Origin of the sequence: Citrobacter sp. Cpo103 (assembly GCF_030332605.1) — a bacterium.
Lineage (GTDB): Bacteria > Pseudomonadota > Gammaproteobacteria > Enterobacterales > Enterobacteriaceae > Citrobacter > Citrobacter portucalensis.
Genome location: NZ_JAOWHO010000033.1, coordinates 119,033 through 144,223, shown reverse-complemented (window position 1 = coordinate 144,223; position 25,191 = coordinate 119,033). Strand labels below are relative to the sequence as shown.

22 protein-coding genes are annotated in these 25,191 nt (G+C 52.6%); 17 read left to right on the top strand and 5 right to left on the bottom strand.

Annotation, left to right across the window (positions count from 1 at the left end; translation table 11 throughout):
* Positions 1-12: 12 nt before the first annotated feature.
* Complete coding sequence (melA, locus tag OGX89_RS15555) at positions 13-1,368, bottom strand: alpha-galactosidase (RefSeq protein WP_126957319.1); 1,356 nt, start codon at positions 1,366-1,368, stop codon at positions 13-15.
* 269 nt (positions 1,369-1,637) lie between these two features.
* Between melA and melR the strand changes: the two genes are divergently transcribed.
* The 7 genes from melR to pmrB all read left to right on the top strand — a co-directional run bounded on the left by melR (position 1,638) and on the right by pmrB (position 11,156).
* Positions 1,638-2,570, top strand: a complete 933-nt coding sequence (melR, locus tag OGX89_RS15550; RefSeq protein ID WP_003826756.1) for a transcriptional regulator MelR — start codon at positions 1,638-1,640, stop codon at positions 2,568-2,570.
* Positions 2,571-2,807: 237 nt separating this feature from the next.
* Positions 2,808-5,075: an arginine decarboxylase gene (gene adiA / locus OGX89_RS15545; RefSeq protein ID WP_126957403.1), complete on the top strand. Its 2,268-nt coding sequence runs from the start codon at positions 2,808-2,810 to the stop codon at positions 5,073-5,075.
* 314 nt (positions 5,076-5,389) lie between these two features.
* A complete protein-coding gene (locus OGX89_RS15540; RefSeq protein WP_008786968.1) occupies positions 5,390-6,151 on the top strand; it encodes an AraC family transcriptional regulator in 762 nt (253 codons plus the stop codon).
* Positions 6,152-6,278: 127 nt separating this feature from the next.
* On the top strand, positions 6,279-7,616 hold the full coding sequence (adiC, locus tag OGX89_RS15535; protein ID WP_003031853.1) for an arginine/agmatine antiporter: 1,338 nt from the start codon (positions 6,279-6,281) through the stop codon (positions 7,614-7,616).
* Between the two features lie 146 nt (positions 7,617-7,762).
* Positions 7,763-9,400 (top strand): phosphoethanolamine transferase EptA, encoded by a 1,638-nt coding sequence (gene eptA / locus OGX89_RS15530; protein WP_003826749.1) that lies wholly within the window; start codon positions 7,763-7,765, stop codon positions 9,398-9,400.
* 4 nt (positions 9,401-9,404) lie between these two features.
* Positions 9,405-10,073, top strand: a complete 669-nt coding sequence (gene pmrA / locus OGX89_RS15525) for a two-component system response regulator PmrA (protein WP_003826748.1) — start codon at positions 9,405-9,407, stop codon at positions 10,071-10,073.
* 9 nt (positions 10,074-10,082) lie between these two features.
* Entirely contained in the window at positions 10,083-11,156 is a 1,074-nt protein-coding gene (gene pmrB, locus OGX89_RS15520; RefSeq protein WP_126957405.1) for a two-component system sensor histidine kinase PmrB, read from the top strand.
* Here the strand turns inward: pmrB and pmrR are convergent.
* Both pmrR and proP read right to left on the bottom strand, forming a co-directional pair.
* Positions 11,150-11,239 (bottom strand): LpxT activity modulator PmrR, encoded by a 90-nt coding sequence (gene pmrR / locus OGX89_RS15515; protein WP_003826741.1) that lies wholly within the window; start codon positions 11,237-11,239, stop codon positions 11,150-11,152. The two genes, pmrB and pmrR, sit on opposite strands and share 7 nt — an antisense overlap.
* Before the next feature lie 254 nt (positions 11,240-11,493).
* Entirely contained in the window at positions 11,494-12,996 is a 1,503-nt protein-coding gene (proP, locus tag OGX89_RS15510) for a glycine betaine/L-proline transporter ProP (RefSeq protein ID WP_003826737.1), read from the bottom strand.
* Positions 12,997-13,695: 699 nt separating this feature from the next.
* Here proP and kdgT point away from each other — a divergent pair.
* A complete protein-coding gene (gene kdgT, locus OGX89_RS15505; protein ID WP_003826735.1) occupies positions 13,696-14,694 on the top strand; it encodes a 2-keto-3-deoxygluconate transporter in 999 nt (332 codons plus the stop codon).
* Positions 14,695-14,724: 30 nt separating this feature from the next.
* Here kdgT and OGX89_RS15500 read toward each other — a convergent pair whose 3' ends face one another.
* Both OGX89_RS15500 and crfC read right to left on the bottom strand, forming a co-directional pair.
* Positions 14,725-15,618: a diguanylate cyclase regulator RdcB family protein gene (locus tag OGX89_RS15500; protein WP_126957321.1), complete on the bottom strand. Its 894-nt coding sequence runs from the start codon at positions 15,616-15,618 to the stop codon at positions 14,725-14,727.
* Complete coding sequence (gene crfC / locus OGX89_RS15495; protein WP_126957323.1) at positions 15,615-17,972, bottom strand: clamp-binding protein CrfC; 2,358 nt, start codon at positions 17,970-17,972, stop codon at positions 15,615-15,617. Before crfC ends, OGX89_RS15500 begins: the two co-directional genes overlap by 4 nt.
* A gap of 541 nt (positions 17,973-18,513) precedes the next feature.
* Here crfC and OGX89_RS15490 point away from each other — a divergent pair.
* The 9 genes from OGX89_RS15490 to OGX89_RS15450 all read left to right on the top strand — a co-directional run bounded on the left by OGX89_RS15490 (position 18,514) and on the right by OGX89_RS15450 (position 25,159).
* Positions 18,514-18,849 (top strand): zinc ribbon domain-containing protein YjdM, encoded by a 336-nt coding sequence (locus tag OGX89_RS15490; RefSeq protein WP_003031835.1) that lies wholly within the window; start codon positions 18,514-18,516, stop codon positions 18,847-18,849.
* Between the two features lie 139 nt (positions 18,850-18,988).
* Positions 18,989-19,438, top strand: a complete 450-nt coding sequence (yjdN, locus tag OGX89_RS15485; RefSeq protein ID WP_003031832.1) for a VOC family metalloprotein YjdN — start codon at positions 18,989-18,991, stop codon at positions 19,436-19,438.
* Positions 19,439-19,570: 132 nt separating this feature from the next.
* Positions 19,571-20,359 carry a phosphonate ABC transporter ATP-binding protein gene (gene phnC, locus OGX89_RS15480; protein ID WP_126957325.1) on the top strand — a complete coding sequence of 263 codons (789 nt, stop codon included), beginning with the start codon at positions 19,571-19,573 and terminating at the stop codon, positions 20,357-20,359.
* Positions 20,360-20,382: 23 nt separating this feature from the next.
* Positions 20,383-21,399: a phosphonate ABC transporter substrate-binding protein gene (gene phnD / locus OGX89_RS15475; RefSeq protein ID WP_126957327.1), complete on the top strand. Its 1,017-nt coding sequence runs from the start codon at positions 20,383-20,385 to the stop codon at positions 21,397-21,399.
* Between the two features lie 133 nt (positions 21,400-21,532).
* Complete coding sequence (phnE, locus tag OGX89_RS15470; RefSeq protein WP_016155398.1) at positions 21,533-22,312, top strand: phosphonate ABC transporter, permease protein PhnE; 780 nt, start codon at positions 21,533-21,535, stop codon at positions 22,310-22,312.
* Positions 22,313-22,332: 20 nt separating this feature from the next.
* Positions 22,333-23,058: a phosphonate metabolism transcriptional regulator PhnF gene (gene phnF, locus OGX89_RS15465; protein WP_063941252.1), complete on the top strand. Its 726-nt coding sequence runs from the start codon at positions 22,333-22,335 to the stop codon at positions 23,056-23,058.
* The gene (phnG, locus tag OGX89_RS15460) at positions 23,059-23,511 is read left to right on the top strand and encodes a phosphonate C-P lyase system protein PhnG (RefSeq protein ID WP_003826718.1); all 453 of its coding nucleotides are present in this window, start codon (positions 23,059-23,061) and stop codon (positions 23,509-23,511) included.
* Positions 23,508-24,092: a phosphonate C-P lyase system protein PhnH gene (phnH, locus tag OGX89_RS15455; protein ID WP_003826715.1), complete on the top strand. Its 585-nt coding sequence runs from the start codon at positions 23,508-23,510 to the stop codon at positions 24,090-24,092. Before phnG ends, phnH begins: the two co-directional genes overlap by 4 nt.
* Positions 24,092-25,159 (top strand): carbon-phosphorus lyase complex subunit, encoded by a 1,068-nt coding sequence (locus OGX89_RS15450; RefSeq protein WP_003826713.1) that lies wholly within the window; start codon positions 24,092-24,094, stop codon positions 25,157-25,159. The genes phnH and OGX89_RS15450 overlap by 1 nt, the downstream gene beginning before the upstream one ends.
* Positions 25,160-25,191 lie beyond the last annotated feature (32 nt).

The window sequence follows — 25,191 nt, the reverse complement described above, 5'->3', positions numbered from 1 at the left end:
CGTGATTGTGTATTAACGGTGCAGCCAGGCCGGCAGCCAGTCGCCGTGAGACGCGATCAGGTCGTCCACCAGCGCATAAATCTCTTCAATCCCCAGTACAGCGGCGGTATGCGGATCCATCATCGCCGCGTGATAAACGCGATCGCGATTCTCCATCAGGATGGCTTCCGTTAGCAGGGTCTGAACATTGATATTGGTTTGCATCATGGCCGCCAAATGTGACGGGAGAGTCCCGACTTTCGTTGGCTGAATACCATTCGCATCGACCAGACAAGCGACTTCAACGCAGCAGCCTTGCGGCAGGTTATCGATCAGATTGTCATTGCGAACGTTGCCATACACGACGCTCGGTTCACCGGTCCAGATAGCGTTCATGATAGTGCTGGCATATTCGCGCGACGGTTTAATGTCGATCCGCTCAGCCGTTTTGTACTCTTCCAGCTCTTTTTTCCAGTTCGCCAACTGTTCCACACAACGTTTCGGATATTCATCCAATGGCACCTTATAGCGCTCAATCAGATCTTCACGCCCCGGTTTGATAAACCACGGCGTATATTCAGCGAAGTGCTCCGACGACTCGGTGACGAAATACCCCAGTTTTTTGAACATTTCATAACGCACAATGTTCTGGCAACGGGTATTTCCGTGAATATTTGGTTTCGGCGCCTGACCGGATTCATAGGCCGCCAGCAGCTCCGGGTAGAGATTCACATAGGCACCGTCCGCCGTTTTGCGCTCCAGCTCCAGATAAAACGCCATATGGTTGATCCCGGCACTGCGATAGCGCAAAGAAGCAGGGTCGATGTTCAGATCGCGGGCCAACTCCTCCGCCGTCCCCTGCACCGAATGACACAACCCAACCTGCTTAATATGCGGATAACGTGCATACATTGCCCAGGTGTTCATTGCCATCGGGTTAACGTAGTTAAGCATCGTGGCCTGCGGACAGACTTCGGTCATATCCTCACAAATCTGCCATAAATGCGGGATGGTACGCAGCGCGCGCATGATGCCGCCCGGCCCCAGCGTGTCGGCAATCGTCTGCTCCAGACCATGGCGTTTACACACCGTAAAATCGGTGACGGTACAAGGTTCATAGCCGCCAATCTGGAAAGCGACCACTACAAAATCAGCATCCTGTAATGCTGCTTTTTGATCGGTATAGCAGGTGATTCGTCCAGACGCGCCCGCAGAATCCATCAACTTGCGCACAACAACGTGTGATTCTTCCAGACGCGTAGGATCGAGATCCATCAAGGCGATATGCGCAGATTTAAGCGCATCGCGGTGAAAGACATCCCCAAGAATATTTTTGACGAAAATCGTGGAACCGGCGCCGATAAAGGTAATTTTGGGTGCAGACATCATGACTCTCCAGAACATTAGTGAACACAGTCATGGTGGCACAGCGCATAGATGAAAACCTCCGACTTCCCTGCCGAGCATTCCCATAAACTCAGATCATCACTCTGCGCCCTATTAGATCTGAGTTTATGGGACAAAATTACCCAAAAAGCAGAGTATGCGGCCGCAAAATGTCGCTATGCTCAATGGTAACGGTCCAATTTGTGTCCTGATTCTCAGCCTTAATACGTGTTAAATGACATGATTCTGATAATTCAGGAAATGGAGCAACCATGAGTACATTACCGACATCGCCTCTCCCTCCCGATCCGCACATGTGCAGTAGCGATGAAGAACAAACCCGCAGCCCGCTATCGCTGTACTCAGAATATCAACGGATGGATATCGAGTTGCGCTCACCGCATGCTATGCCTGCCAGCCACTGGCATGGGCAGGTGGAGATCAATGTTCCGTTTGATGGTGACGTCGAGTACCTTATCAACAATGAAGTCGTGCAGATAAAACAGGGACACATCACGCTATTCTGGGCCTGTACACCGCATCAACTCACGCGTCCGGGCAGCTGCCAAAGTATGGCTATCTTCAATTTACCGATGCACCTTTTCCTCTCCTGGCCGCTGGATCGCGAGCTGATCAACCATGTTACCCATGGAATGGTCATCAAATCGCTGGCGTCGCAGCAGTTGAGCACCTTTGAGGTTCAGCGCTGGCAACAGGAACTGAGCAACCCGAACGAACAAATTCGCCAGCTCGCCATTGATGAAATTGGTCTGATGCTCAAACGGTTTAGCCTTTCCGGTTGGCAGCCTATCCTGGTCAATAAAACCTCGCGGACCCACAAAAACAGCGTGTCCCGGCACGCCCAGTTTTACGTCAGCCAAATGCTGAGCTTTATTGCCGACAACTACGATCAGGCGCTCACCATCAACGACGTCGCGGAACACGTGAAGCTCAACGCCAACTACGCGATGGGGATTTTCCAACGCGTAATGCAACTCACCCTGAAGCAGTACATTACGGCAATGCGGATCAATCACGTCCGCGCATTGCTCAGCGATACCGATAAAACCATTCTCGACGTTGCGTTGACCGCCGGATTCCGATCCAGCAGCCGTTTTTATGACACCTTTAGCAAGTTTGTCGGCATGTCGCCGCAGCAGTACCGCAAACTAAGCCAGCAGCATCGGCAAACAATCGCAGGTTGATATCATTCGGCAATATCAGTATCAGCCAAAAAAATATTCCCCCTGTCGATAAACGGCGGTGAAAAACCGCCAACAAGCAAACATAACACACTGTTTAAAAACAAATTAAACACAAATCAGGCTACTTTTTACCCGCTTTACAGCCCATTTTGACAGGATAATACTTGCCTGCGTCACATTCATACGGTGTGTCTGCAATTCATAGATTGCAACCTTTCCACAACCGGGTAAAAGATGATGAAAGTATTAATTGTTGAAAGTGAGTTTCTGCATCAGGACACCTGGGTCGGTAGCGCTGTCGAACGTCTGGCTGACGCATTAAGCCGCCAAAATGTTACCGTCATTAAGTCCACCTCATTCGACGATGGTTATGCAATCCTCGCCGCCAATGAAGCCATTGATAGTCTGATGTTCAGCTATCAAATGGAACAACAAGACGAGCACCTGAACGTCAGGCAATTGATCGGCAAGCTCCACGAGCGCCAGCAAAACGTTCCCGTTTTCCTGCTGGGCGATCGCGAAAAAGCCACCGCATCGCTGGATCGCGACCTGCTGGAGCTTGTCGATGAATTTGCCTGGATTCTGGAAGACACCGCAGACTTTATCGCCGGGCGCGCCGTTGCGGCAATGACCCGCTACCGCCAACAGCTTCTGCCACCGCTGTTCAGCGCGCTGATGAAGTACGGCGACATCCATGAATACTCCTGGGCAGCACCGGGTCACCAGGGCGGCGTCGGATTCACCAAAACGCCGGCCGGTCGTTTCTACCATGATTACTATGGTGAAAACTTATTCCGTAGCGACATGGGTATTGAACGTGCATCGCTCGGCTCGCTGCTGGATCATACCGGCGCGTTTGGCGAGAGCGAAAAATATGCCGCCCGCGTGTTTGGCGCTGATCGCTCCTGGTCTGTAGTGGTCGGGACTTCCGGCTCTAACCGCACCATCATGCAAGCTTGTATGACCGACAACGACGTCGTGGTGCTGGATCGTAACTGCCATAAATCCATCGAGCAGGGGCTTATCCTCACCGGGGCAAAACCGGTGTATATGGTGCCAAGCCGCAACCGGTACGGCATTATCGGGCCTATCTACCCGCAGGAAATGCAGCCTGAAACATTGCAGAAAAAGATCAGCGAAAGCCCGCTGACCAAAGGTAAAGCCGGGCAAAAACCGTCTTATAGCGTTGTGACCAACTGTACCTACGACGGTGTTTGCTACAACGCCAAAGAGGCCCAGGACCTGCTCGCGCAAACCAGCGATCGCATCCACTTCGATGAGGCCTGGTACGGCTATGCTCGCTTCAACCCAATTTATGCCGATCACTACGCCATGCGTGGCGCGCCGGGCGATCATAACGGTCCTACCGTTTTTGCCACCCACTCGACCCACAAACTGCTGAATGCGCTTTCTCAGGCATCTTACATTCACGTTCGTGAAGGCCGTGGGGCCGTGAACTTCTCCCGCTTTAACCAGGCGTACATGATGCACGCCACTACCTCTCCGCTGTATGCCATCTGCGCCTCAAACGACGTGGCGGTTTCCATGATGGACGGTAACAGCGGCCTGTCGCTCACCCAGGAAGTGATCGACGAAGCGGTCGATTTCCGCCAGGCCATGGCACGGTTGTACAAAGAATTCACCGCCGAAGGCGACTGGTTCTTCAAACCGTGGAACAAAGAGATTGTGACCGATCCGCAGACCGGCAAAACCTATGACTTTGCCGATGCGCCAACCCAACTCCTGACCACCGACCAGAACTGCTGGGTTATGCGCCCGGGTGAATCCTGGCACGGATTTAAAGACCTGCCGGATAACTGGAGCATGCTGGACCCGATCAAAGTCAGCATTCTGGCACCGGGGATGGGCGACGATGGCGAACTGGAAGAGAACGGCGTACCGGCCGCACTGGTCACCGCCTGGCTTGGCCGTCACGGCATCGTGCCGACCCGTACCACCGATTTCCAGATTATGTTCCTGTTCTCCATGGGTATTACCCGCGGGAAATGGGGCACACTGATCAACACGTTGTGCTCTTTCAAACACCATTACGATGCCAATACCCCGCTGGCACAGGTGATGCCAGAACTGGTTGAGGAACATCCAGACACTTACGCCAACATGGGCATTCACGATCTGGGCGACACCATGTTCGCCTGGCTGAAAGAGAACAACCCTGGCGCACGTCTTAACGCGGCCTACTCCGGCCTGCCTGTTGCTGAAATCACCCCGCGTGAAGCCTATAACGCGATAGTCAGCGATAACGTTGAGATGGTGGCCATTGAAAATCTGCCGGGTCGTATAGCCGCGAATTCCGTTATTCCTTACCCACCAGGAATTCCGATGCTGCTGTCCGGGGAAAACTTTGGCGACGCCAATAGCCCGCAGATTAGTTATCTACGTTCGTTGCAGTCCTGGGACCACCACTTCCCTGGATTTGAACATGAAACCGAAGGAACGGAAATTATTGACGGTGTGTACCACGTTATGTGCGTGAAAGCATAATGTCGTTTTATAGATAGTCCGATGTTTAAGGTAGACATGTCATGCTTGAGTAATTCCTGAGTATTGCTGCAAAACAATAACATTGTCATACCTTTTTGCGCGGGACCACCCCGCGCTTTTTTTATACGCAAATAGCGCCTTTCCACTTGCGTACAAAAATGTGTACATAAGAAAAATCCCGCCAAACATTGTAATTAATTTCAGACACGTTATTTTATTGCAGTCCTGGTTTCATCATACAATTTCAATTTAGCCGATTTGGCTCATCCGATGTTGAGCTACGGTGTTTTATGTTCATATTCCTGGAGTTGGGTATGAGGCTTTGCAGCAAAGAAGCTTGTGTTGTTGTATTAACGGAGAAGGATGTTTGGTTAAGGATTAACGGTAAAGAAGCCATCAGTTTAAAAGCTAATCATATGGCACTGGTGGCATGCGATAATAATATTATCGATTTCTCATCACTTAATAACGCATTGGTCGTACATATCAGCCGCGATATCATTAAAGATTATCTGCGCTTTTTAAATAAAGACCTTTCACAGATCCCACTCTGGCAACGCAGTGCCAGCCCAGTGATGACCGCCGCGTGTCTGACGCCGGATGTCTTCAGGGTGGCTGCCCAACATAGCGTAATGGACACAGTGAACGAAGCTGAAAGAGAGCGTACACGCTCGCTACTGTTCACGGTGTTATCACGCTTTCTCGACAGCAAAAAGTTTATTTCTTTGCTCATGTATATGCTACGCAACTGTATCAGCGATAGCGTTTATCACATTATTGAGAGCGATATACATAAAGACTGGAATTTAAGCATGGTGGCCAGTTGCTTATGCCTGAGTCCCAGTTTGTTAAAGAAAAAGCTCAAAAGTGAAAATACAAGTTACAGCCAAATAATTACCACATGTCGCATGCGATATGCCGTCAATCAATTACTGATGGACGGCAAAAACATTTCTCAGGTCTCTCAACTGTGTGGATATAACAGTACCTCATACTTTATCTCCGTATTCAAAGAGTTCTATGGGATGACGCCTCTGCATTATGTTAGCCAACACAGGGAGCCATCCGCCGCCTGATTTTTAATCAGTTAGCGATAAGCCATAATAATATCAGCATTAGCGATACCCCAGCTCCGTCATCATTAAACAGACTTTTGACGAGGTATGATAAGGCGTCATTTATCCTTATCAGGAGTTAAAAAATATGTCGACGGATGCTGATGCTCACAAAGTGGGCTTAATCCCCGTCACCCTTATGGTGTCGGGGAATATTATGGGTTCCGGTGTATTCCTGCTACCCGCAAACCTTGCGTCAACTGGCGGGATTGCAATCTACGGATGGTTGGTCACGATTATCGGTGCTCTGGCACTGTCGATGGTGTACGCCAAAATGTCGTCCTTAGACTCCAGTCCCGGTGGTTCTTATGCTTACGCCCGCCGCTGCTTCGGTCCTTTTTTGGGCTACCAGACCAACGTGCTGTACTGGCTGGCCTGCTGGATTGGTAACATCGCCATGGTGGTCATTGGCGTCGGTTACCTGAGCTACTTCTTCCCCATCTTAAAAGATCCGCTGGTCCTGACGCTGACCTGCGTCGTAGTGCTGTGGATCTTCGTATTACTGAACATTGTCGGACCGAAAATGATCACCCGCGTGCAGGCCGTCGCAACGGTACTGGCACTGGTGCCAATTGTCGGGATTGCCGTCTTCGGCTGGTTCTGGTTCCGCGGTGAAACCTATATGGCAGCCTGGAACGTCAGCGGCATGAACACCTTTGGCGCGATTCAAAGCACTCTGAACGTCACCTTGTGGTCATTTATCGGGGTGGAAAGCGCCTCCGTTGCGGCTGGCGTGGTTAAAAATCCCAAACGTAACGTACCTATCGCCACCATGGGCGGCGTGCTGATTGCCGCTGTTTGCTACGTGCTCTCCACCACCGCAATCATGGGTATGATCCCTAATGCGGCGCTGCGTGTATCAGCCTCTCCGTTCGGTGATGCCGCACGTATGGCGCTGGGTGACACCGCTGGGGCGATTGTTTCCTTCTGTGCTGCTGCCGGGTGTCTTGGTTCTCTGGGCGGCTGGACGCTGCTTGCCGGGCAAACCGCCAAAGCCGCAGCCGATGACGGCCTGTTCCCACCGATTTTTGCCCGCGTGAACAAAGCCGGTACGCCAGTGGCCGGGTTAATTATTGTCGGCATCCTGATGACCATCTTCCAGTTCAGCAGTATGTCGCCGAACGCAGCGAAAGAGTTTGGTCTGGTCTCTTCGGTTTCCGTTATTTTCACCCTGGTGCCGTATCTGTACACCTGCGCCGCGCTGCTGCTGCTCGGCCATGGCCACTTTGGTAAAGCACGCCCGATGTACTTACTGGTGACCTTTATCGCCTTTGTCTACTGCATCTGGGCGGTTGTCGGTTCCGGCGCCAAAGAAGTGATGTGGTCGTTCGTCACGCTGATGATCATCACCGCGCTGTACGCACTGAACTACAACCGGATCCATAAAAACCCGTATCCACTGGATGCCCCGGTAAACAATAACTAACTTAAGCAATCGTCATTGCCCGATGGCGTCAGTTCATCGGGCCTACGCTGCCTCGCTGATATTCGAAAAATCAACATTAAGAACTTAAGGTTGGCTTAATTTTACTTTGAGAGGATTTGCGCCACATAGTCGATGGAACCCCCTTAATGTTAAAGCTCTTGTTTAAAAGGCCCACTCTCGGGCTAATCAGCTGGCTCCTGCTGATCTCATTTTATCTTGCGACCTTCCTGAACATTGCGTTCTATAAACAAGTGCTGCAAGACCTGCCTCTGGACTCTGTGCGTAACGTGCTGGTGTTTTTATCAATGCCGGTGGTCGCGTTCAGCGTCATGAACATCGTGCTGACGCTGGCCTCATTCCTGTGGCTTAATCGCCTTGTGGCGTGCATTTTCATTCTGGTTGGTGCATCGGCCCAATATTTCATCATGACCTACGGCATCATCATCGACCGCTCGATGATCGCCAATATGATGGATACTACGCCCGCTGAAACCTTCGCCCTCATGACGCCACGAATGGTGCTTACACTTGGGATCAGCGGTATTCTGGCCGCGCTCATTGCCTGCTGGGTAAAAATCAAACCGATCACGCCAGTCATGCGCAGCATACTGTTTCGTGGCGCGAACATTCTGATCTCCGCGCTGCTGATCGTGCTGGTCGCTGCGTTCTTCTATAAAGATTACGCCTCACTGTTTCGTAACAACAAAGAACTGGTGAAATCCCTCAGTCCATCCAACAGCATTGTGGCGACGTCATCCTGGTATTCACACCAGCGACTGGCCCACCTGCCGCTGGTGCGCATTGGCGAGGATGCACATCGCAATCCATTGATGGTAAAAGAAAAGCGTAAAAACCTGACGATTGTGGTTCTCGGCGAGACCTCGCGCGGCGATAACTTCTCGCTGTCAGGCTACTCGCGCCAGACCAACCCGCTGCTGGAAAAAGATGATGTGGTCTATTTCCCCCGCACCACATCCTGCGGAACGGCAACGGCAGTATCAGTACCCTGCATGTTCTCGGACATGCCACGCGCGCACTACGACGAAGAACTGGCACAGCATCAGGAAGGCGTACTCGACATCATTCAGCGGGCGGGAATTAACGTTCTGTGGAACGATAACGACGGCGGCTGCAAAGGGGCTTGCGACCGGGTTCCACACCAGAATATGACTAAGCTGAACCTGCCAGGGCAGTGTATTGACGGTGAATGCTACGATGAAGTCCTGTTCCACGGGCTGGAAGAGTACATTAATAACCTGCAAGGCGACGGCGTGATTGTGCTGCATACCATCGGCAGCCACGGTCCGACCTATTACAACCGCTATCCTGCGCAGTTTAAGAAATTTACGCCAACCTGCGATACCAACGAAATCCAGACCTGTTCGCAGCAACAGTTGGTCAATACTTACGACAACACCATTCTTTACGTTGACTATATTGTTGATAAAGCAATCAATATACTGAAAGAACACCAGGATAATTTCACCACCAGCCTGGTCTATCTTTCCGATCACGGCGAATCCTTAGGGGAAAATGGCGTCTATTTGCACGGCCTGCCGTATTCGATTGCACCAGATACGCAAAAACATGTGCCGATGCTGCTGTGGCTCTCCGAGGATTATCAGCAACGCTATCAGGTCTCTCAGACATGTTTGCAAAAACGGGCAAGCTCAGAAGACTTCTCGCAGGATAATCTCTTCTCAACTCTGCTGGGATTAACGGGCGTGCAAACACAGAAATATCAGGCGGCAGATGATATTCTGCAACCCTGCCGGGGAGGCTAAACGAATGAAAATTCTGATTGTTGAAGACGATACGTTGTTATTACAGGGACTGATACTCGCCGCGCAAACAGAAGGCTATGCCTGCGACGGCGTATCAACGGCCCGTGCAGCGGAGCAATGTCTGGAAACCGGACATTACAGTCTGGTTGTTCTGGACCTGGGTTTACCGGATGAAGACGGCCTGCATTTCCTGAACCGGATCAGGCAGAAAAAATACACCGTGCCGGTGCTTATTCTCACCGCCCGTGACACGCTCAAAGATCGGGTCAGCGGGTTGGACGTGGGCGCCGATGACTATCTGGTCAAACCGTTCGCACTGGAAGAACTGCACGCCCGCATCCGGGCACTTCTGCGTCGCCACAACAATCAGGGTGAAAGTGAATTAATTGTCAGCAATCTGACGCTGAATATCGGTCGTCGCCAGGTGTGGATGGACGGACAAGAGGTTATCTTGACGCCGAAAGAATACGCACTCCTGTCACGCCTGATGCTCAAAGCGGGCAGCCCGGTACACCGGGAAATTTTGTATAACGACATCTACAGCTGGGATAACGAACCGTCGACCAATACGCTGGAAGTGCATATTCACAATCTGCGCGATAAAGTCGGTAAATCACGCATCCGCACGGTCAGGGGATTTGGCTATATGCTGGTCGCCACTGAGGAAAGCTAAGTGAAACCGCTGCAATATCTAAAACAACCGCTCCCGCTTCGTCATCGCCTGATGTTGACGATTGGTCTTATTCTGCTGGTCTTTCAGTTGATTAGTACCTTCTGGTTGTGGCACGAAAGTACCGAACAAATACAGTTATTCGAACAGGCGCTACGCGAAAATCGTAATAACGATCGCCACATCATGCATGAGATCCGCGAGGCTATCGCCAGCCTGATCGTCCCCGGCATCTTTATGGTCAGCCTGACGTTGCTGATTTGCTATCAGGCGGTGCGACGAATAACCCGCCCGTTGGCAGATCTGCAAAAAGAGTTAGAAGCGCGAGCAGCCGATAACCTGGCCCCAATTGAAATTCACAGCTCAACCGTTGAGATTCAGGCCGTTGTCTCAGCGCTCAACGAGCTAGTGACACGGCTGACCAGCACTATTGAAAACGAACGCTTATTTACCGCCGATGTCGCCCACGAACTGCGTACACCGCTGTCAGGCGTTCGCCTGCATCTGGAATTATTATCCAAAACCCATAAGGTCGACGTTACGCCGTTAATTGCCCGCCTTGACCAGATGATGGACAGCGTATCGCAACTGCTGCAACTCGCCCGCGTCGGACAGTCGTTTTCAGCCGGGAGTTACCAGAATGTCAAACTGCTGGAGGACGTTATTCTGCCCTCCTACGATGAACTCAACACCATGCTGGACCAACGTAAACAGACGCTGCTCCTGCCACAAAGCGCGGCGGACGTTGTCGTGCGTGGCGATGCTACGCTGTTGCGGATGCTGCTACGAAATCTGGTGGAAAACGCGCATCGTTACAGCCCGGAAGGCACCCATATTACGATTATCCTGAACACCGAGCATGATGCCGTCCTGGCCGTCGAAGATGAAGGGCCGGGCATTGATGAAAGTAAATGCGGGGAGTTAAGTAAAGCATTCGTCCGAATGGACAGCCGTTTTGGTGGGATTGGGCTGGGGCTGAGCATTGTCAGTCGTATCACCCAGTTACATCAAGGGCATTTCTATCTGCAAAATCGCCAGGGAGCCAGCGGCACTCGCGCATGGGTGGAATTGGCGAAAAATCAGTAAGAGCTCACCCACACATACAAAAAGCTGCTAACAATCAGCACACTGCATACGGTGGTCAAACTTTCATAAATACGGGTTTTCATGACACTCTCCTCCGAAACTATGGAGGAGAGTTTGCCTGACACAGATTAAGCCAACCTTAAGTTGATATCATAAGACACCTTATCCGGCCTACTCAGTACAACGCTGCCCGTAGGCCTGATAAACGTAGTGCCATCAGGCAATAACACGAATGTCCAGGCCATGCGCCGGATGGCGGCTAGCGCCTTATCCGGCCTACTTAGTACAATGCTGCCCGTAGGCCTGATAAACGTAGTGCCGTCAGGCAATAACACCGTTACTCTTCAATACGCGGATGCTGCTGCACCAGACGCGTGCGCTTAACCTGTAGCTCAGCAATTTCCTGATCGATATCTTCGATTTTCTGTTCAATGTTATCGTAGTGTTCGCCGAGGATCTCTTTCGCTTCCTGAATATCCGAAGCAGCAGGTGTCGCGCCTTTCAGCGGCTGATTAGCCGTCTCTTTCATGGTCACGCCGGTAATCAAACCTACTACCGCAATCACCATCAGATAATAAGCAGGCATCATCAGATTCTGCGAGCTTTCCACCAGCCATGCGGCCAATGTCGGAGTCAGACCGGCGATTAATACCGAGATATTAAACGCGGCGGCCAGCGCACTGTAGCGAATATGCGTCGGGAACATCGCTGGTAACGTTGACGCCATCACCCCGGTAAAGCAGTTGAGGATCACCGCCAACATCAACAATCCGGCGAAAATCAGGCCGATGACGTTACTGTTAATCAGAATAAATGCCGGAATCGCCAGCACAAACAGCGCAATACTGCCCATGATCACAAACGGACGACGCCCGAAACGGTCGCTGAGCAACCCCATAATCGGCTGCACAAACAGCATACCAATCATGATGGCGATAATAATCAACACGCCGTGGTCTTCAGAGTAATGCAGGTTATGCGACAGATAGCTCGGCATATAGGTGAGCAGCATGTAGTAGGTGACGTTGGTGGCAATCACCAGACCAACACATGCCAACAGGCTGCGCCAGTGCTTAGTTGCAATCTCTTTAAACGAGACCTTAGGACCTTCCTGCAGACCCTGACGATCGCCCTGCTCCAGTTTATCCACGTGCTGCTGGAACGCCGGCGTCTCTTCCAGCGCATGGCGCAGGTACAGACCAATCAGCCCTAACGGTAGCGCCAGGAAGAACGGAATACGCCAGCCCCACTCAAGGAAGTTATCCTCGCCGACGATAGTTGAGATCAGGACCACCACGCCCGCGCCCAGCACAAACCCGGCAATCGAGCCGAAGTCCAGCCAACTGCCCATAAATCCGCGCTTACGGTCTGGCGAGTACTCTGCGACAAAAATCGATGCCCCGGTATACTCTCCGCCGACCGAGAACCCCTGCGCCATCTTACACAGCAACAACAGAATCGGTGCCCAGATACCAATTGAGGCATACGAGGGAATAAGACCGATACAGAAGGTACTGATCGACATAATCACAATGGTGATAGCGAGTATCTTCTGGCGACCATATTTATCGCCAAGCATACCGAAGAACAATCCGCCAAGCGGTCGAATCAGAAAGGGAACAGAGAAGGTGGCGAGTGCGGCAACCATCTGCACGCTGGGGTCAGCCCCCGGGAAGAACACTTTACCTAATGCGTAAGCAACAAATCCATAAACACCAAAATCGAACCACTCCATCGCATTACCTAACGACGCTGCGGTAATGGCTTTTCGCAATTTACCGTCATCAATGATGGTAACGTCGCGCAGCGTTATTGGTTTTATTTTTTTCCTTTTTAGCATACTCGTCCTCATAGACTTAGCCCTGTCACGCTCCAGTTCGAGTCCCCCAACGCCCATGCGTCAGGGTCATCACCGAGCGGGGAACGCACAGGCGCATTCCCTGTAACAAGCGTAGCAGGTTTACTTACACTGACGAGAAACGCACAGTACAACCGAACCTGTTGACGCCTGATTGGGCGGTTAATGACCTCTTTACCCTAACAGCGTTTAAATTTGTGATCAACTTCACATATAGTTTTTCATTTCGTCAACATGCGTAAATTAGGTCATTCTTAGTCAGCTTTTTTACATGTAATGCTTGCGATTTAATGACAATTAAATACAAAAATAAATCGCTTTATTGCACCAACAATCACAGCGGTCACTATTATTCTGCTAGCAAAAAAACCACCTAATCCCTTCACAAAAAGATCACAGCTTTTTTAATAATCAGAGCGACCGAGAACTTTTGCTCGGAATATGTGATGAAGATAACTAAAACATCGTTTTATTTTGATTGAATCAATGTTCCCATGAATGCAAACTAATTCCAGACGCAATATCCCTGGGAGCAGCAACACGCTCAACGTATGCCGCGTTAGATTTTATAAAACAAAGAGATAGCGATTTTCTTTGTTAAGAAACACCAGTAACCATTTGAATTTATTAATTTTTACCCTCTTGCGCGAGTTTTAGCAGCGACAAGACATGAGGACGTTTATGAAAATTAAAGCCACGATTGAACGCATCCCCGGCGGAATGATGTTGATTCCTCTGTTATTAGGCGCAGTGTTAAATACGTTAGCCCCGGATACCGGTGCGTATTTCGGTTCGTTTACCAAAGGAATGATCAGCGGAACAGTACCGATTCTGGCAGTGTGGTTTTTTTGTATCGGCGCATCTATTGATTTACGGGCGACCGGTACGGTATTACGCAAGTCCGGTACGCTGGTAATAACCAAAATAGCCGTGGCGTGGGTAGTGGCAATGATTGCTGCTTCATTTATTCCTGATACCGGTATTCAAACCGGGTTCTTTGCAGGCCTCTCAGTTTTGGCAATTGTCTCCGCAATGGACATGACCAACGGTGGTTTGTACGCCAGCCTGATGAACCAGTACGGCACCAAAGAAGAGTCCGGCGCATTTGTGTTGATGTCTCTGGAATCCGGTCCGTTAATGACCATGGTGATCCTCGGCTCCGCGGGTCTGGCCTCCTTCGAGCCACACCATTTCATCGGCGCGGTATTACCGTTCCTGATTGGTTTTACGTTGGGCAACCTGGATCACGACCTGCGTTCTTTCTTCAGCAAAGCCACACCGGTGCTGATCCCGTTCTTCGGCTTCGCGTTGGGTAACACTATTAACCTGAGCGTGATCGTTGATACCGGTCTGCTGGGTATCCTGCTGGGTGTCGCGGTTATCGTCATCACCGGTATTCCGCTGATTATTGCTGACCGTGTTATTGGTGGCGGGAACGGTACGGCAGGCGTCGCAGCCTCCTCTGCAGCAGGTGCTGCGGTAGCAAACCCGGTGATTATCGCCCAGATTAACCCGGCGTTCGAACCGGTTGCCGCATCCGCTACGGCGCTGGTTGCCGCCAGCGTAATTGTCACCGCCATTCTGGTGCCGATTATCACCGCGCTGTACGCCAAACGTTTTAATAAAAACCTGGTCGCCAACGAAGCAGTGGCCACCCCGGCAGACTCTCTGCACCACTAAACCTGCCTTTATCCTACTCACCAGCCCTGCTCAATTGACGAGCAGGGTCGGTGCAAAAATCTCCTCAACCATCGCATCGACCAGCCGCTTTGCCGAACACAATCGCGGCATTCCCAGCGCCACATTTTGCCAACGCTGCGTCACCGACCAGCTCACAGGATGACGTTGCGCATCGCACCAGCTCCCCAGCCAGCTCAGCATATCGTTATACTCGCCCGATCCGCCGACAGCTGGCGTGCTGAGCCAATGATGATAGTAATGACGCGTAGCAGGCGCCGCATTCACGCTATCCGCCAACGCCTGAGCAGCCATAGTTCGCAGGTTGTCTTTTAGCATTAACACCACATCGGCATTCGCTAACCGGCAGGCATCACCAAAAGCTCCCCAACGTAGCTCCTCCAGCGCGACAAAACAGCGTCCTGGTAACGACCAGCCGTCATACGCGCCAGCCCGCCAGCGGGTAAAAATTTGTTCGCTGTGCTCGCCCGCCTGAACCGTCAGGCCGCGCTGGGTCAGCGCCTTCTCTTTATACGCAGCGCGTTGGGTAAACCAATCAGTCAGTGAATTTATTTGCTGCAAAAGACCGGGGGTTGAAAGTCCACGCGGGTGTTCGGTTTGTTGCAAAAACTTCAGCCCTTCAACGATCCGTACCAGCGCCAGATGACCCGGGTCAATCATGCCTGCCAGCTTCTCCACCAGCTTAAGGCGCATCACCAGATGTTCGCTGGACACTCCTGCCATCACCCACGCACGCAGTTGCGTTTGGGATAACACCTCCTGCGTCAGACGCGCGCGCAGCCGCTGCTGCTGTTGCAGAAAACCGCCGGAACGTTTGGTTTCATCTCCCTGAACCAGATCGACCATAAACTTCGGGTAGACACACTCCAGCGTCCTCCCGGGGCCTTCCAGTAAAACGTTAGTCATGTGTGCTCGGTTGCAAAAAGGGTATTGATATCGTCACGCAGCAAACGGGAATCTTCATAAAGCCATGCCGCAATCGTAATGCGCTGTTGCAATTGCTCATTCATTGCATTCACCGCGGATTCATTTTGTTGGCGTAGCGTCAGACTCTCACTCAGACTCGCCTGCAATTGCGCCAGGCACAGAGAGAAATCAGCAAAAAATGTGGCCATGCCAGCCGTAACGGAAATATCGACCTGGGCAGCTAAAGCTTTACGAATTTGTTGGCAAAACTGGGAGACGTACTGCACAAGGCTCTTATGCAATGCGCCCATATCTATGAGATAACGCGTTTTTGTTTCGACGTAATCATTCCATCCCCAGTTGGGTTGATTTAGCCAACGAGAGAAAGTGTCACGCACCACACCGCCAGTAGACGGCGCATTTTCTGCCGGAATATCCTGCTCAATGGCCTCGTTAAACAACTGGCGGGTATTGAAATTAAACATCGCCGTATGGAACGCGGGAAAACGGATCCGCGCACGAAAACCGGCGTGGTTTAGCTCCTCTTTCACCCTTTGCTCAATTGGCCGCATCGCATCATTTAGCGCGCGGGAGAGCGTCGACTCAAGCTGTTCAAAACGCAGGGCTAAGTCCCGGCTGATACTTTCCTGCGCCGCCAGCAATACCCCCTCACAGGACGAGCGAATTTTATCTAATACAATTTTCGCCTGCCCTTCATCATGCAGCACCAACATCTCTCCGGCCATTTCTGCCGTATTCACAGCAGTCCCCAGACCGTGTTGTGACATCATCAGGACGTTTTCTTTGACAAAGAACGTGTTGATGCCGCAAAGAATCTCGGTTTGTTGCTCACTGAGATAGGTTGCAGCAGCCTCCAGCGCCAGTTCTACTTCATGGCTGACTTCATCGCTCACCCGCCCCTGGCTCACTTCTAACTGCTGCATATCCTCTTCAATATGCGTGATGTTCAGCCGCAGTTTGTCATAGGCGACCGTTAACCCGTGGGCTCGAAATTCCAGATATTCGTGCACGCTTTGTGCATAGTTCAATAACTTATGTGACGCTGAGCGAAGCGCATACAGCGAAGCATTGGCATAAGCGGCGTGAATCACTTTCTGGATCGGCTGTTCAAACAGCGAGTCTTCCCACAACAGATCGGCGGCATGACGGATGTGTTCCGTATCGTCAAGATCGGTGGTGCGCCAGCGTCTGCCAAGCGCCGCTTCGGCAAAATCCTGCACCCAACGTTGCTCCTGATGATCCGGCAGTCGCCCGCGCATCGTCAGCTCATGACGCGCCCTGTTCGCCAGATAGCCCCACATTGAGGAAACCGGATAAATTCTCTCAGGGACGATTCCGCCTTGCATCAACGTGCCAGAGATCAACGCCCGCACCTGCTCTTCATCGTCACTGTTGCGATCTTTCTGATCGAACTTGTTCACCAGCGCATACAGCGGTACTGACTTGCCGACCGCCATAATCGCCTGACGCACTTCCTCATCGGAAATCGATTTCAGTTGGGTGTAATCCAACACCGCTAGCACCGCAGAGGCCCGCACCAGCTGTTCATTGAGCATTTTTTGTAAGTGCGGTTGTCCCGCCTCGTTCGGCCCCGGCGTATCCAGCAGCGTTAATTGCCCTGGGTAGCTTGCCTGTCCGGCCAAATGGACAAACTCAACTTCAATAACCGGAATATGCTCAATCGCGGCATAAGCAGCAAAAGGAAAATCAACGTCCAATGCTTTTGACAGGCGCACCAGGTCGTTCAGGCTTTTGAGGCAATGGAAAATAGGCTGTGCGCCAAGATAATACCGTTCAAATGCCACACCATTTTCAATATGTTGCAGCAGAACATTCATATCCTTGTCAATTTCCAGGGTCTGCGTAAGACGCAGGCGATCGCACTCGCGCACGCGCTGCTGCAAAACCTTCATTAAGGCATCGATCGGCGCGACATGTGAAAAATGCAGCACCGGCTCTTTCTGCCCCGGCGTATGGCGTATTAGCGTTGGTAACGCCGTCATGGGGCGATTACGATTAGGTAAAACTTCTGTACCTACAATCGCGTTAATCGTCGTCGATTTTCCCGCTTTCATCGTGCCAACAATCGCCAGCACCATTTCCAGACGCGTAATCTTGCGCAGCTCATTATTGAGCGTTGCTTGCTGGACATCCATGCCACGCGCGCTGAAATGCAGGGGCTGAACAACCTGACTGCTATGCTCTCCTTGTTTTAGCGCGACATCATCCAACGAGGTCACGGGCAATTTTTGCAATTGCCTGAGATGTTCAAGCGAGAGCATCAGCAAGCGTTCCGCTTCCTGACTTAATTCATATATTGTCTGTGTGTGCATGGAAAATTTTTCCTTAACGCAAATGGCATTGCTTTTATTTAGCCCAATCGTTTTATTTATAGATTTTTTGGCTTTTATAATTACGTATAGAAATAATTAAAATCAAAACAACCAATTGATATTATTAAAATAAATTTGGTGTATAACCGCTGGCCTGATGCCTCTCACTTATGAAAATAAGTAAGAAAGATAAACAGCGTAGTTCAGTTTTAAAAAATGCCAGCGGAATCCCCCTACTAAATTTAAGGGGTTCAATGATATTCAATCACAATGACTTAGGCATTTCTAAGCAATGTTACCTATGAATATCAGATATTTCGCCTCACCTTATCTTAAATATCTAAGCGTAGCAATTTCCCTTAAAAAATATTCCGCCATACTTTCATTGAGGTGAAAGCAGAGGGTCTTTACAGCAGATCATTTTGCGTAATCACGCAGTAGTCCCGACAAAAGCAGGGATTTTATGTATAATTGCGGCCTTTTTCGGCAATCTGCCATTTTTTGGGCGCATTTGCCCCTGCTGACTTTTGAGGAAATCCACATGTCATTACCACACTGCCCGCAATGCAACTCCGAATACACTTACGAAGATAACGGCATGTTCATCTGCCCGGAATGCGCTCACGAATGGAACGATGCTGAACCGGCGCAGGACAGCGACGAACTGATCGTTAAAGATGCCAACGGCAACCTGCTGGCTGACGGCGACAGCGTTACCGTCGTGAAAGATCTGAAAGTAAAAGGTAGCTCTTCCATGCTGAAGATCGGTACCAAAGTGAAAAACATTCGTCTGGTTGAAGGCGACCACAACATCGATTGCAAAATCGATGGCTTTGGCCCAATGAAGCTGAAATCTGAGTTTGTGAAAAAGAACTGATGCAATTTGCCTGATAGCGCGACGCTAATCAGGTCAACACCAGCTCTTCTGCCAGGCGGGAAGCTCATACTTCCCGCCTGGTTTATTTTTGCAGACGCTAACTACACTTAATTGGCTTCTTTTACCTGAGGTAAAGATTATGCCGTTAAGTCCCTATATCTCCTTTGCAGGCAACTGCGCTGACGCTATCGCCTACTATCAAAAAACGTTAGGCGCTGAGCTACTCTACAAAATCAACTTCGGTGAAATGCCCAAATCGGCGCAGGATAGCGAAGATGGTTGCCCTTCAGGCATGAAATTCCCCGATACCGCCATCGCCCACGCCAACCTGCGCGTTGCGGGTAGTGACATCATGATGAGCGATAGCGCCCCGGACGGAAATGCTCACTACTCTGGCTTTACGCTGGTGCTCGACACGCAAAACGTCGATGAAGGCAAACGCTGGTTTGATAACCTGGCAGCAAACGGAAAAATCGAAATGGACTGGCAGGAAACCTTCTGGGCCCACGGTTTCGGTAAAGTGAGCGACCAGTATGGCGTGCCGTGGATGATCAACGTCGTCAAACAACAGCAACCCCCTACAGAGTAATCTAACGGGAGGCCAGCCCTCCCGTACTGTCATCAAATAGCGCTCAACTCTTCATCGTCGAGTAACCATCCCTTAACGAAAACGTCACATTAATCCGCCACGATGGGGCCACTTTTTTAGGGAGGCCGCATCATGCTAACGATTATTCGCGTCGAGAAACTCTCCAAGTCCTTCAATCAACATCAGGCGCTCAATGCGGTTGATCTGAACATCTGTTCCGGTGAGATGGTGGCTCTGCTTGGGCCGTCTGGCTCCGGCAAATCCACCCTTTTACGTCATTTAAGCGGTTTGATCACCGGTGATAAATCCCCCGGTAGCCGCGTCGAGCTGCTGGGCCGCACCGTTCAACATGAAGGCCGCCTGGCGCGCGATATCCGCAAAAGCCGCGCCCACACCGGCTACATCTTCCAGCAGTTCAATCTGGTGAACCGCCTGACGGTGCTGGAGAACGTCCTGATTGGCGCGCTCGGCAGCACGCCATTCTGGCGTACCTGTTTTAGCTGGTTTAGCCAGGAACAAAAACAGCGTGCATTACAGGCGCTGACCCGCGTGGGCATGGCGCACTTTGCATACCAGCGCGTTTCCACGCTTTCGGGCGGTCAGCAGCAGCGTGTCGCAATCGCCCGCGCACTGATGCAGCAGGCCAAAGTGATCCTCGCCGACGAGCCGATAGCCTCGCTGGACCCGGAATCCGCCCGCATCGTGATGGACACCCTACGCGACATAAACCAGACCGACGGCATCACCGTGGTCGTCACGCTGCATCAGGTGGATTACGCCCTGCGCTACTGCGAACGCATCGTCGCGCTGCGCCAGGGCAACGTCTTCTTTGATGGCAGCAGCCAGCATTTTGATAACGATCGTTTTGACCATCTCTACCGCAGCATGAACCGCGTCGAACAGAACGCGCAGGCTGCCTGACATCCCCACAATGAGGAATGGAAATGAGTTATAGAACAATTGCCGCGCTGGCCTTCACCAGCATGTTTAGTCTCAGCACACTGCTCACCTCGGCCCATGCCGAAGAGCAAGAAAAAGCGCTGAACTTTGGCATTATTTCGACCGAATCACAGCAAAACCTGAAACCGCAGTGGGAACCGTTCCTGAAGGACATGGAAAAATCACTGGGCGTGAAAGTGAACGCCTTCTTCGCCCCGGACTACGCCGGGATCATCCAGGGAATGCGCTTTAACAAAGTTGATATCGCCTGGTACGGCAACCTCTCGGCAATGGAAGCGGTGGATCGCGCTAACGGACAAGTGTTTGCCCAGACCGTCGCCGCCGACGGATCCCCGGGTTACTGGAGCGTGTTGATCGTTAACAAAGACAGTCCGATCAATAACCTGAACGATCTGATCGCTAAACGTAAGGATCTGACCTTCGGCAACGGCGATCCTAACTCAACGTCAGGCTTCCTCGTCCCCGGCTACTACGTCTTCGCCAAAAACAACATCTCCGCCAGTGACTTCAAACGCACCGTTAACGCCGGACACGAAACCAACGCGCTGGCCGTCGCCAACAAGCAGGTCGATGTCGCCACCAACAACACCGAAAACCTCGACAAGCTGAAAACTTCCGCGCCGGAAAAACTGAAAGAGCTGAAGGTTATCTGGAAGTCGCCACTGATCCCGGGCGATCCGATCGTCTGGCGTAAAAACCTTTCCGAAACCACCAAGGACAAGGTGTACGACTTCTTTATGAATTACGGAAAAACACCGGAACAGAAAACCGTACTGGAACGCCTGGGATGGGCACCGTTCCGCGCCTCCAGCGATCTGCAACTGGTGCCGATTCGCCAGCTGGCGCTGTTTAAAGAGATGCAGGGTGTGAAGGACAACAAAGGGCTGAACGAGGAAGAGAAAACCAGCAAAACCTCGGTGCTGAAAGCGCAGCTCGATGACCTTGACCGTCTGACCGCCGCACTGGGCGCTATGACCAGCGTCACCAAAGCGGTGCAGTAACCCTGGTGCCCAAATTGTAGGCCTGATAAGCGCAGCGCCATCAGGCAATGCAAAGGATTACATGCCGGATGGCGGTGCCAGCACCTTATCCGGCCTACAACAGACCCGAAACATCGACACCCAGGAGCTAAACATGCAAACCATCACCGTCGCCCCGCCCAAACGTAGCTGGTTCTCGTTGCTGAGCTGGGCCATTCTTCTCGCCGTACTGGTAGTCTCGTGGAAAGGTGCCGAAATGGCTCCGCTCACGCTAATCCAGGATTCCGGCAATATGGCGACCTTCGCCGCCGACTTCTTCCCGCCGGACTTCAGCCAGTGGCAGGACTATCTCGGTGAAATGGCCGTCACTCTGCAAATTGCCGTCTGGGGTACCGCCCTCGCCGTTGTGCTGTCGATCCCCTTCGGCCTGATGTGCGCCGATAACCTGGTCCCGTGGTGGATTTACCAGCCGATGCGTCGCCTGATGGACGCCTGCCGCGCCATCAATGAAATGGTCTTCGCCATGCTGTTCGTGGTCGCCGTCGGGTTAGGCCCATTCGCCGGGGTGATGGCGCTGTTTATCCACACTACCGGGGTACTCTCCAAGCTGCTTTCCGAAGCAGTAGAAGCTATTGAGCCAGGTCCGGTAGAAGGCATTCGCGCCACCGGTGCCAACAAAATTGAAGAGATTCTGTACGGCGTTCTGCCACAGGTCATGCCGCTGCTTATCTCCTACTCGCTGTATCGCTTTGAATCCAACGTTCGCTCGGCCACGGTGGTCGGAATGGTGGGTGCAGGCGGTATTGGCGTGACCTTATGGGAAGCGATTCGCGGCTTTCAGTTCCAGCAAACCTGCGCCCTGATGGTGTTAATCATCGTCACCGTCAGCCTGCTGGATTTTCTTTCCCAGCGTTTGCGTAAGCACTTTATCTGATTAGCGAGGCATTGATTGCTATGCACTTGTCTACACATCCGACCAGTTATCCAACGCGTTATCAGGAAATTGCCGCGAGACTTGAGCAGGAGCTACGTCAACATTATCGCTGCGGTGACTATCTGCCCGCCGAGCATCAGCTTGCCGCGCGCTACGAGGTAAACCGCCACACCCTGCGCCGCGCCATTGACCAGTTGGTTGAACGCGGTTGGGTTCAGCGTCGTCAGGGCGTCGGCGTGCTGGTGCTGATGCGCCCGTTCGATTACCCGCTTAATGCCCAGGCGCGCTTTAGTCAGAATCTGCTGGACCAGGGCAGCCATCCCACCAGCGAAAAACTGCTGGCGGTGCTGCGTCCGGCCTCCAGCCACATTGCCGATGCGCTCAGCATAAACGAGGGCGATAATGTGATTCACCTGCGCACCCTGCGCCGGGTTAACGGTATCGCACTGTGCCAGATCGACCACTATTTTTCCGACCTCTCGCTGTGGCCGCTGCTGCAAGGCTTCAACAGCGGTTCGCTGCATGACTACCTGCGCGAACAGTCCGGTCTGAGGCTGCTACGCACGCAAACGCGCATCAGCGCCCGCCGTGCGCAGGCCAAAGAGAGCAAGGTGCTGGAAATCCCCAATATGGCGCCGCTGCTGTGCGTGCGCACCCTGAACCACCGTGAAGGCGAAGAACACGCGGCGGAATACTCCGTCAGCCTGACCCGCGCCGACATGATCGAATTCACTATGGAGCACTGAATGCATTTCGATACCGCCACCCGCCAGCGCTGGATGCGCGCGCTGGCATACAGCAATGCCGATGTCCTGAACGCCCGCATCACCGCGCTCAAGCTGACGCCGGACTATGAACTTATCCGCGCTCCGGAAAGCGGACTGATGCAGATCCAGGCCCGTATGGGCGGTACCGGTAACCGCTTCTTTGCCGGTGACACTACGCTTACCCGCGCAGTAGTACGCCTGAAGAGCGGCACGCTGGGTTACAGCTACCTGCTGGGACGCAATAAACAACATGCCGAGCAGTGCGCGGTGATTGACGCACTGCTGCAGGAACAAACGCATTTCCAGAACCTAATGGAAACCTTAATTGCCCCGCTGGAAGCGGAACGCGATGCGCTGATTAACGCACGCCGTGCCGAAGTCAACGCCAGCCGGGTCGACTTCTTCACGCTGGTACGCGGAGATAACGCATGACCTTACAGACCGCTTTTAATTTACCCGTTCAGGATGCTCAGCAGAGCTTTCGTCGCCTGCTGAAAGCCATGAGCGAACCGGGCGTAATCGTCGCCCTGCATCAACTGAAACACGGCTGGCAGCCGCTGGGTCTGGCGACCACCAGCGTGCTGCTGACCCTGGTCGATGGCGACACGCCGGTCTGGCTGGCGCCGTCGATGGATAACGATATTGCCCGCCAGAACCTGCGTTTTCATACCAACGCGCCGCTGGTGGATCAGCCGCAGCTGGCGGCCTTTGCCGTCGCCGACGAGCGCATCAGCAGCGAACAGCTTAACGCCCTCTCCGCCGGTTCAGCCGTCGCGCCAGAGACCAGCGCCACGCTGATTGTGCAGGTCGCAGGCTTAAGCGGCGGACGTATGCTGCGTCTGACCGGTGCGGGCATTGCCGAAGAGCGCATGATCGCGCCACAGCTGCCGGAATGCCTGATTCACGAACTCACCGAACGCCCGCACCCGTTCCCACTGGGGGTCGATCTGATCCTCACCTGCGGCGAACGCCTGCTGGCTATTCCGCGAACCACCCATGTGGAGGTGTGCTGATGTACGTCGCCGTCAAAGGGGGCGAAAAGGCGATAGCCAACGCCCACGCCCTACAGGAAAACCGACGCCGGGGCGATGAGACCATTGCTGAACTGAGCGTGGCACAAATCGAACAGCAGATGAACCTGGCCGTTGACCGGGTGATGACCGAAGGCGGCATCGCCGACCGCGAACTGGCGGCGCTGGCGCTGAAGCAGGCCAGCGGTGATAACGTCGAAGCCATCTTCTTGCTCCGCGCCTACCGCACTACGCTGGCAAAAGTGGCGGTCAGTGAACCGGTTAACAGTGCAGAAATGCGCCTTGAGCGCCGAATCTCGGCGGTCTACAAAGATATTCCCGGCGGGCAACTGTTGGGACCAACCTATGATTACACCCATCGCCTGCTGGATTTTACCCTGCTGGCCAATGGCGAAACGCCGTCTCTGCGCAGCGCAGACGGCGCGCAGGATGCCTCCCCACACGTCTTTTCCCTTCTGGCCAACCAGGGACTGGCAAAGCGTGAAGAGGATGATGGCGCGACACCCGACGACATCACCCGCACGCCGCCGGTTTACCCCTGCTCACGTGCTTCACGTCTGCAACAGCTGATGCGCGGCGACGAAGGCTATCTGCTGGCGCTGGCCTACTCCACTCAGCGTGGTTACGGGCGCAACCACCCGTTTGCCGCCGAAATCCGCAGTGGCTATGTGGCACTGGAAACCGTACCAGAAGAGCTGGGATTTGCGGTGAACGTCGGCGAACTGCTGATGACCGAATGCGAAATGGTTAACGGGTTTGTCGCGCCAGAAAATGAATCCCCCCATTTTACCCGCGGCTACGGGCTGGTGTTCGGTATGAGCGAACGTAAAGCGATGGCGATGGCGCTGGTGGACCGCGCCCTACAGGCAGCCGAATACGATGAAACGGTCACAGGACCGGCGCAGGACGAAGAGTTCGTGCTGGCGCATGCGGATAACGTCGAGGCGGCGGGTTTTGTTTCGCACCTCAAACTTCCCCATTACGTCGATTTCCAGGCCGAACTGGAACTGCTCAAACGCCTGCAACAGGAGGCCACCCGTGACCACTAACCTCTCCGGCTACAACTTTGCCTATCTTGATG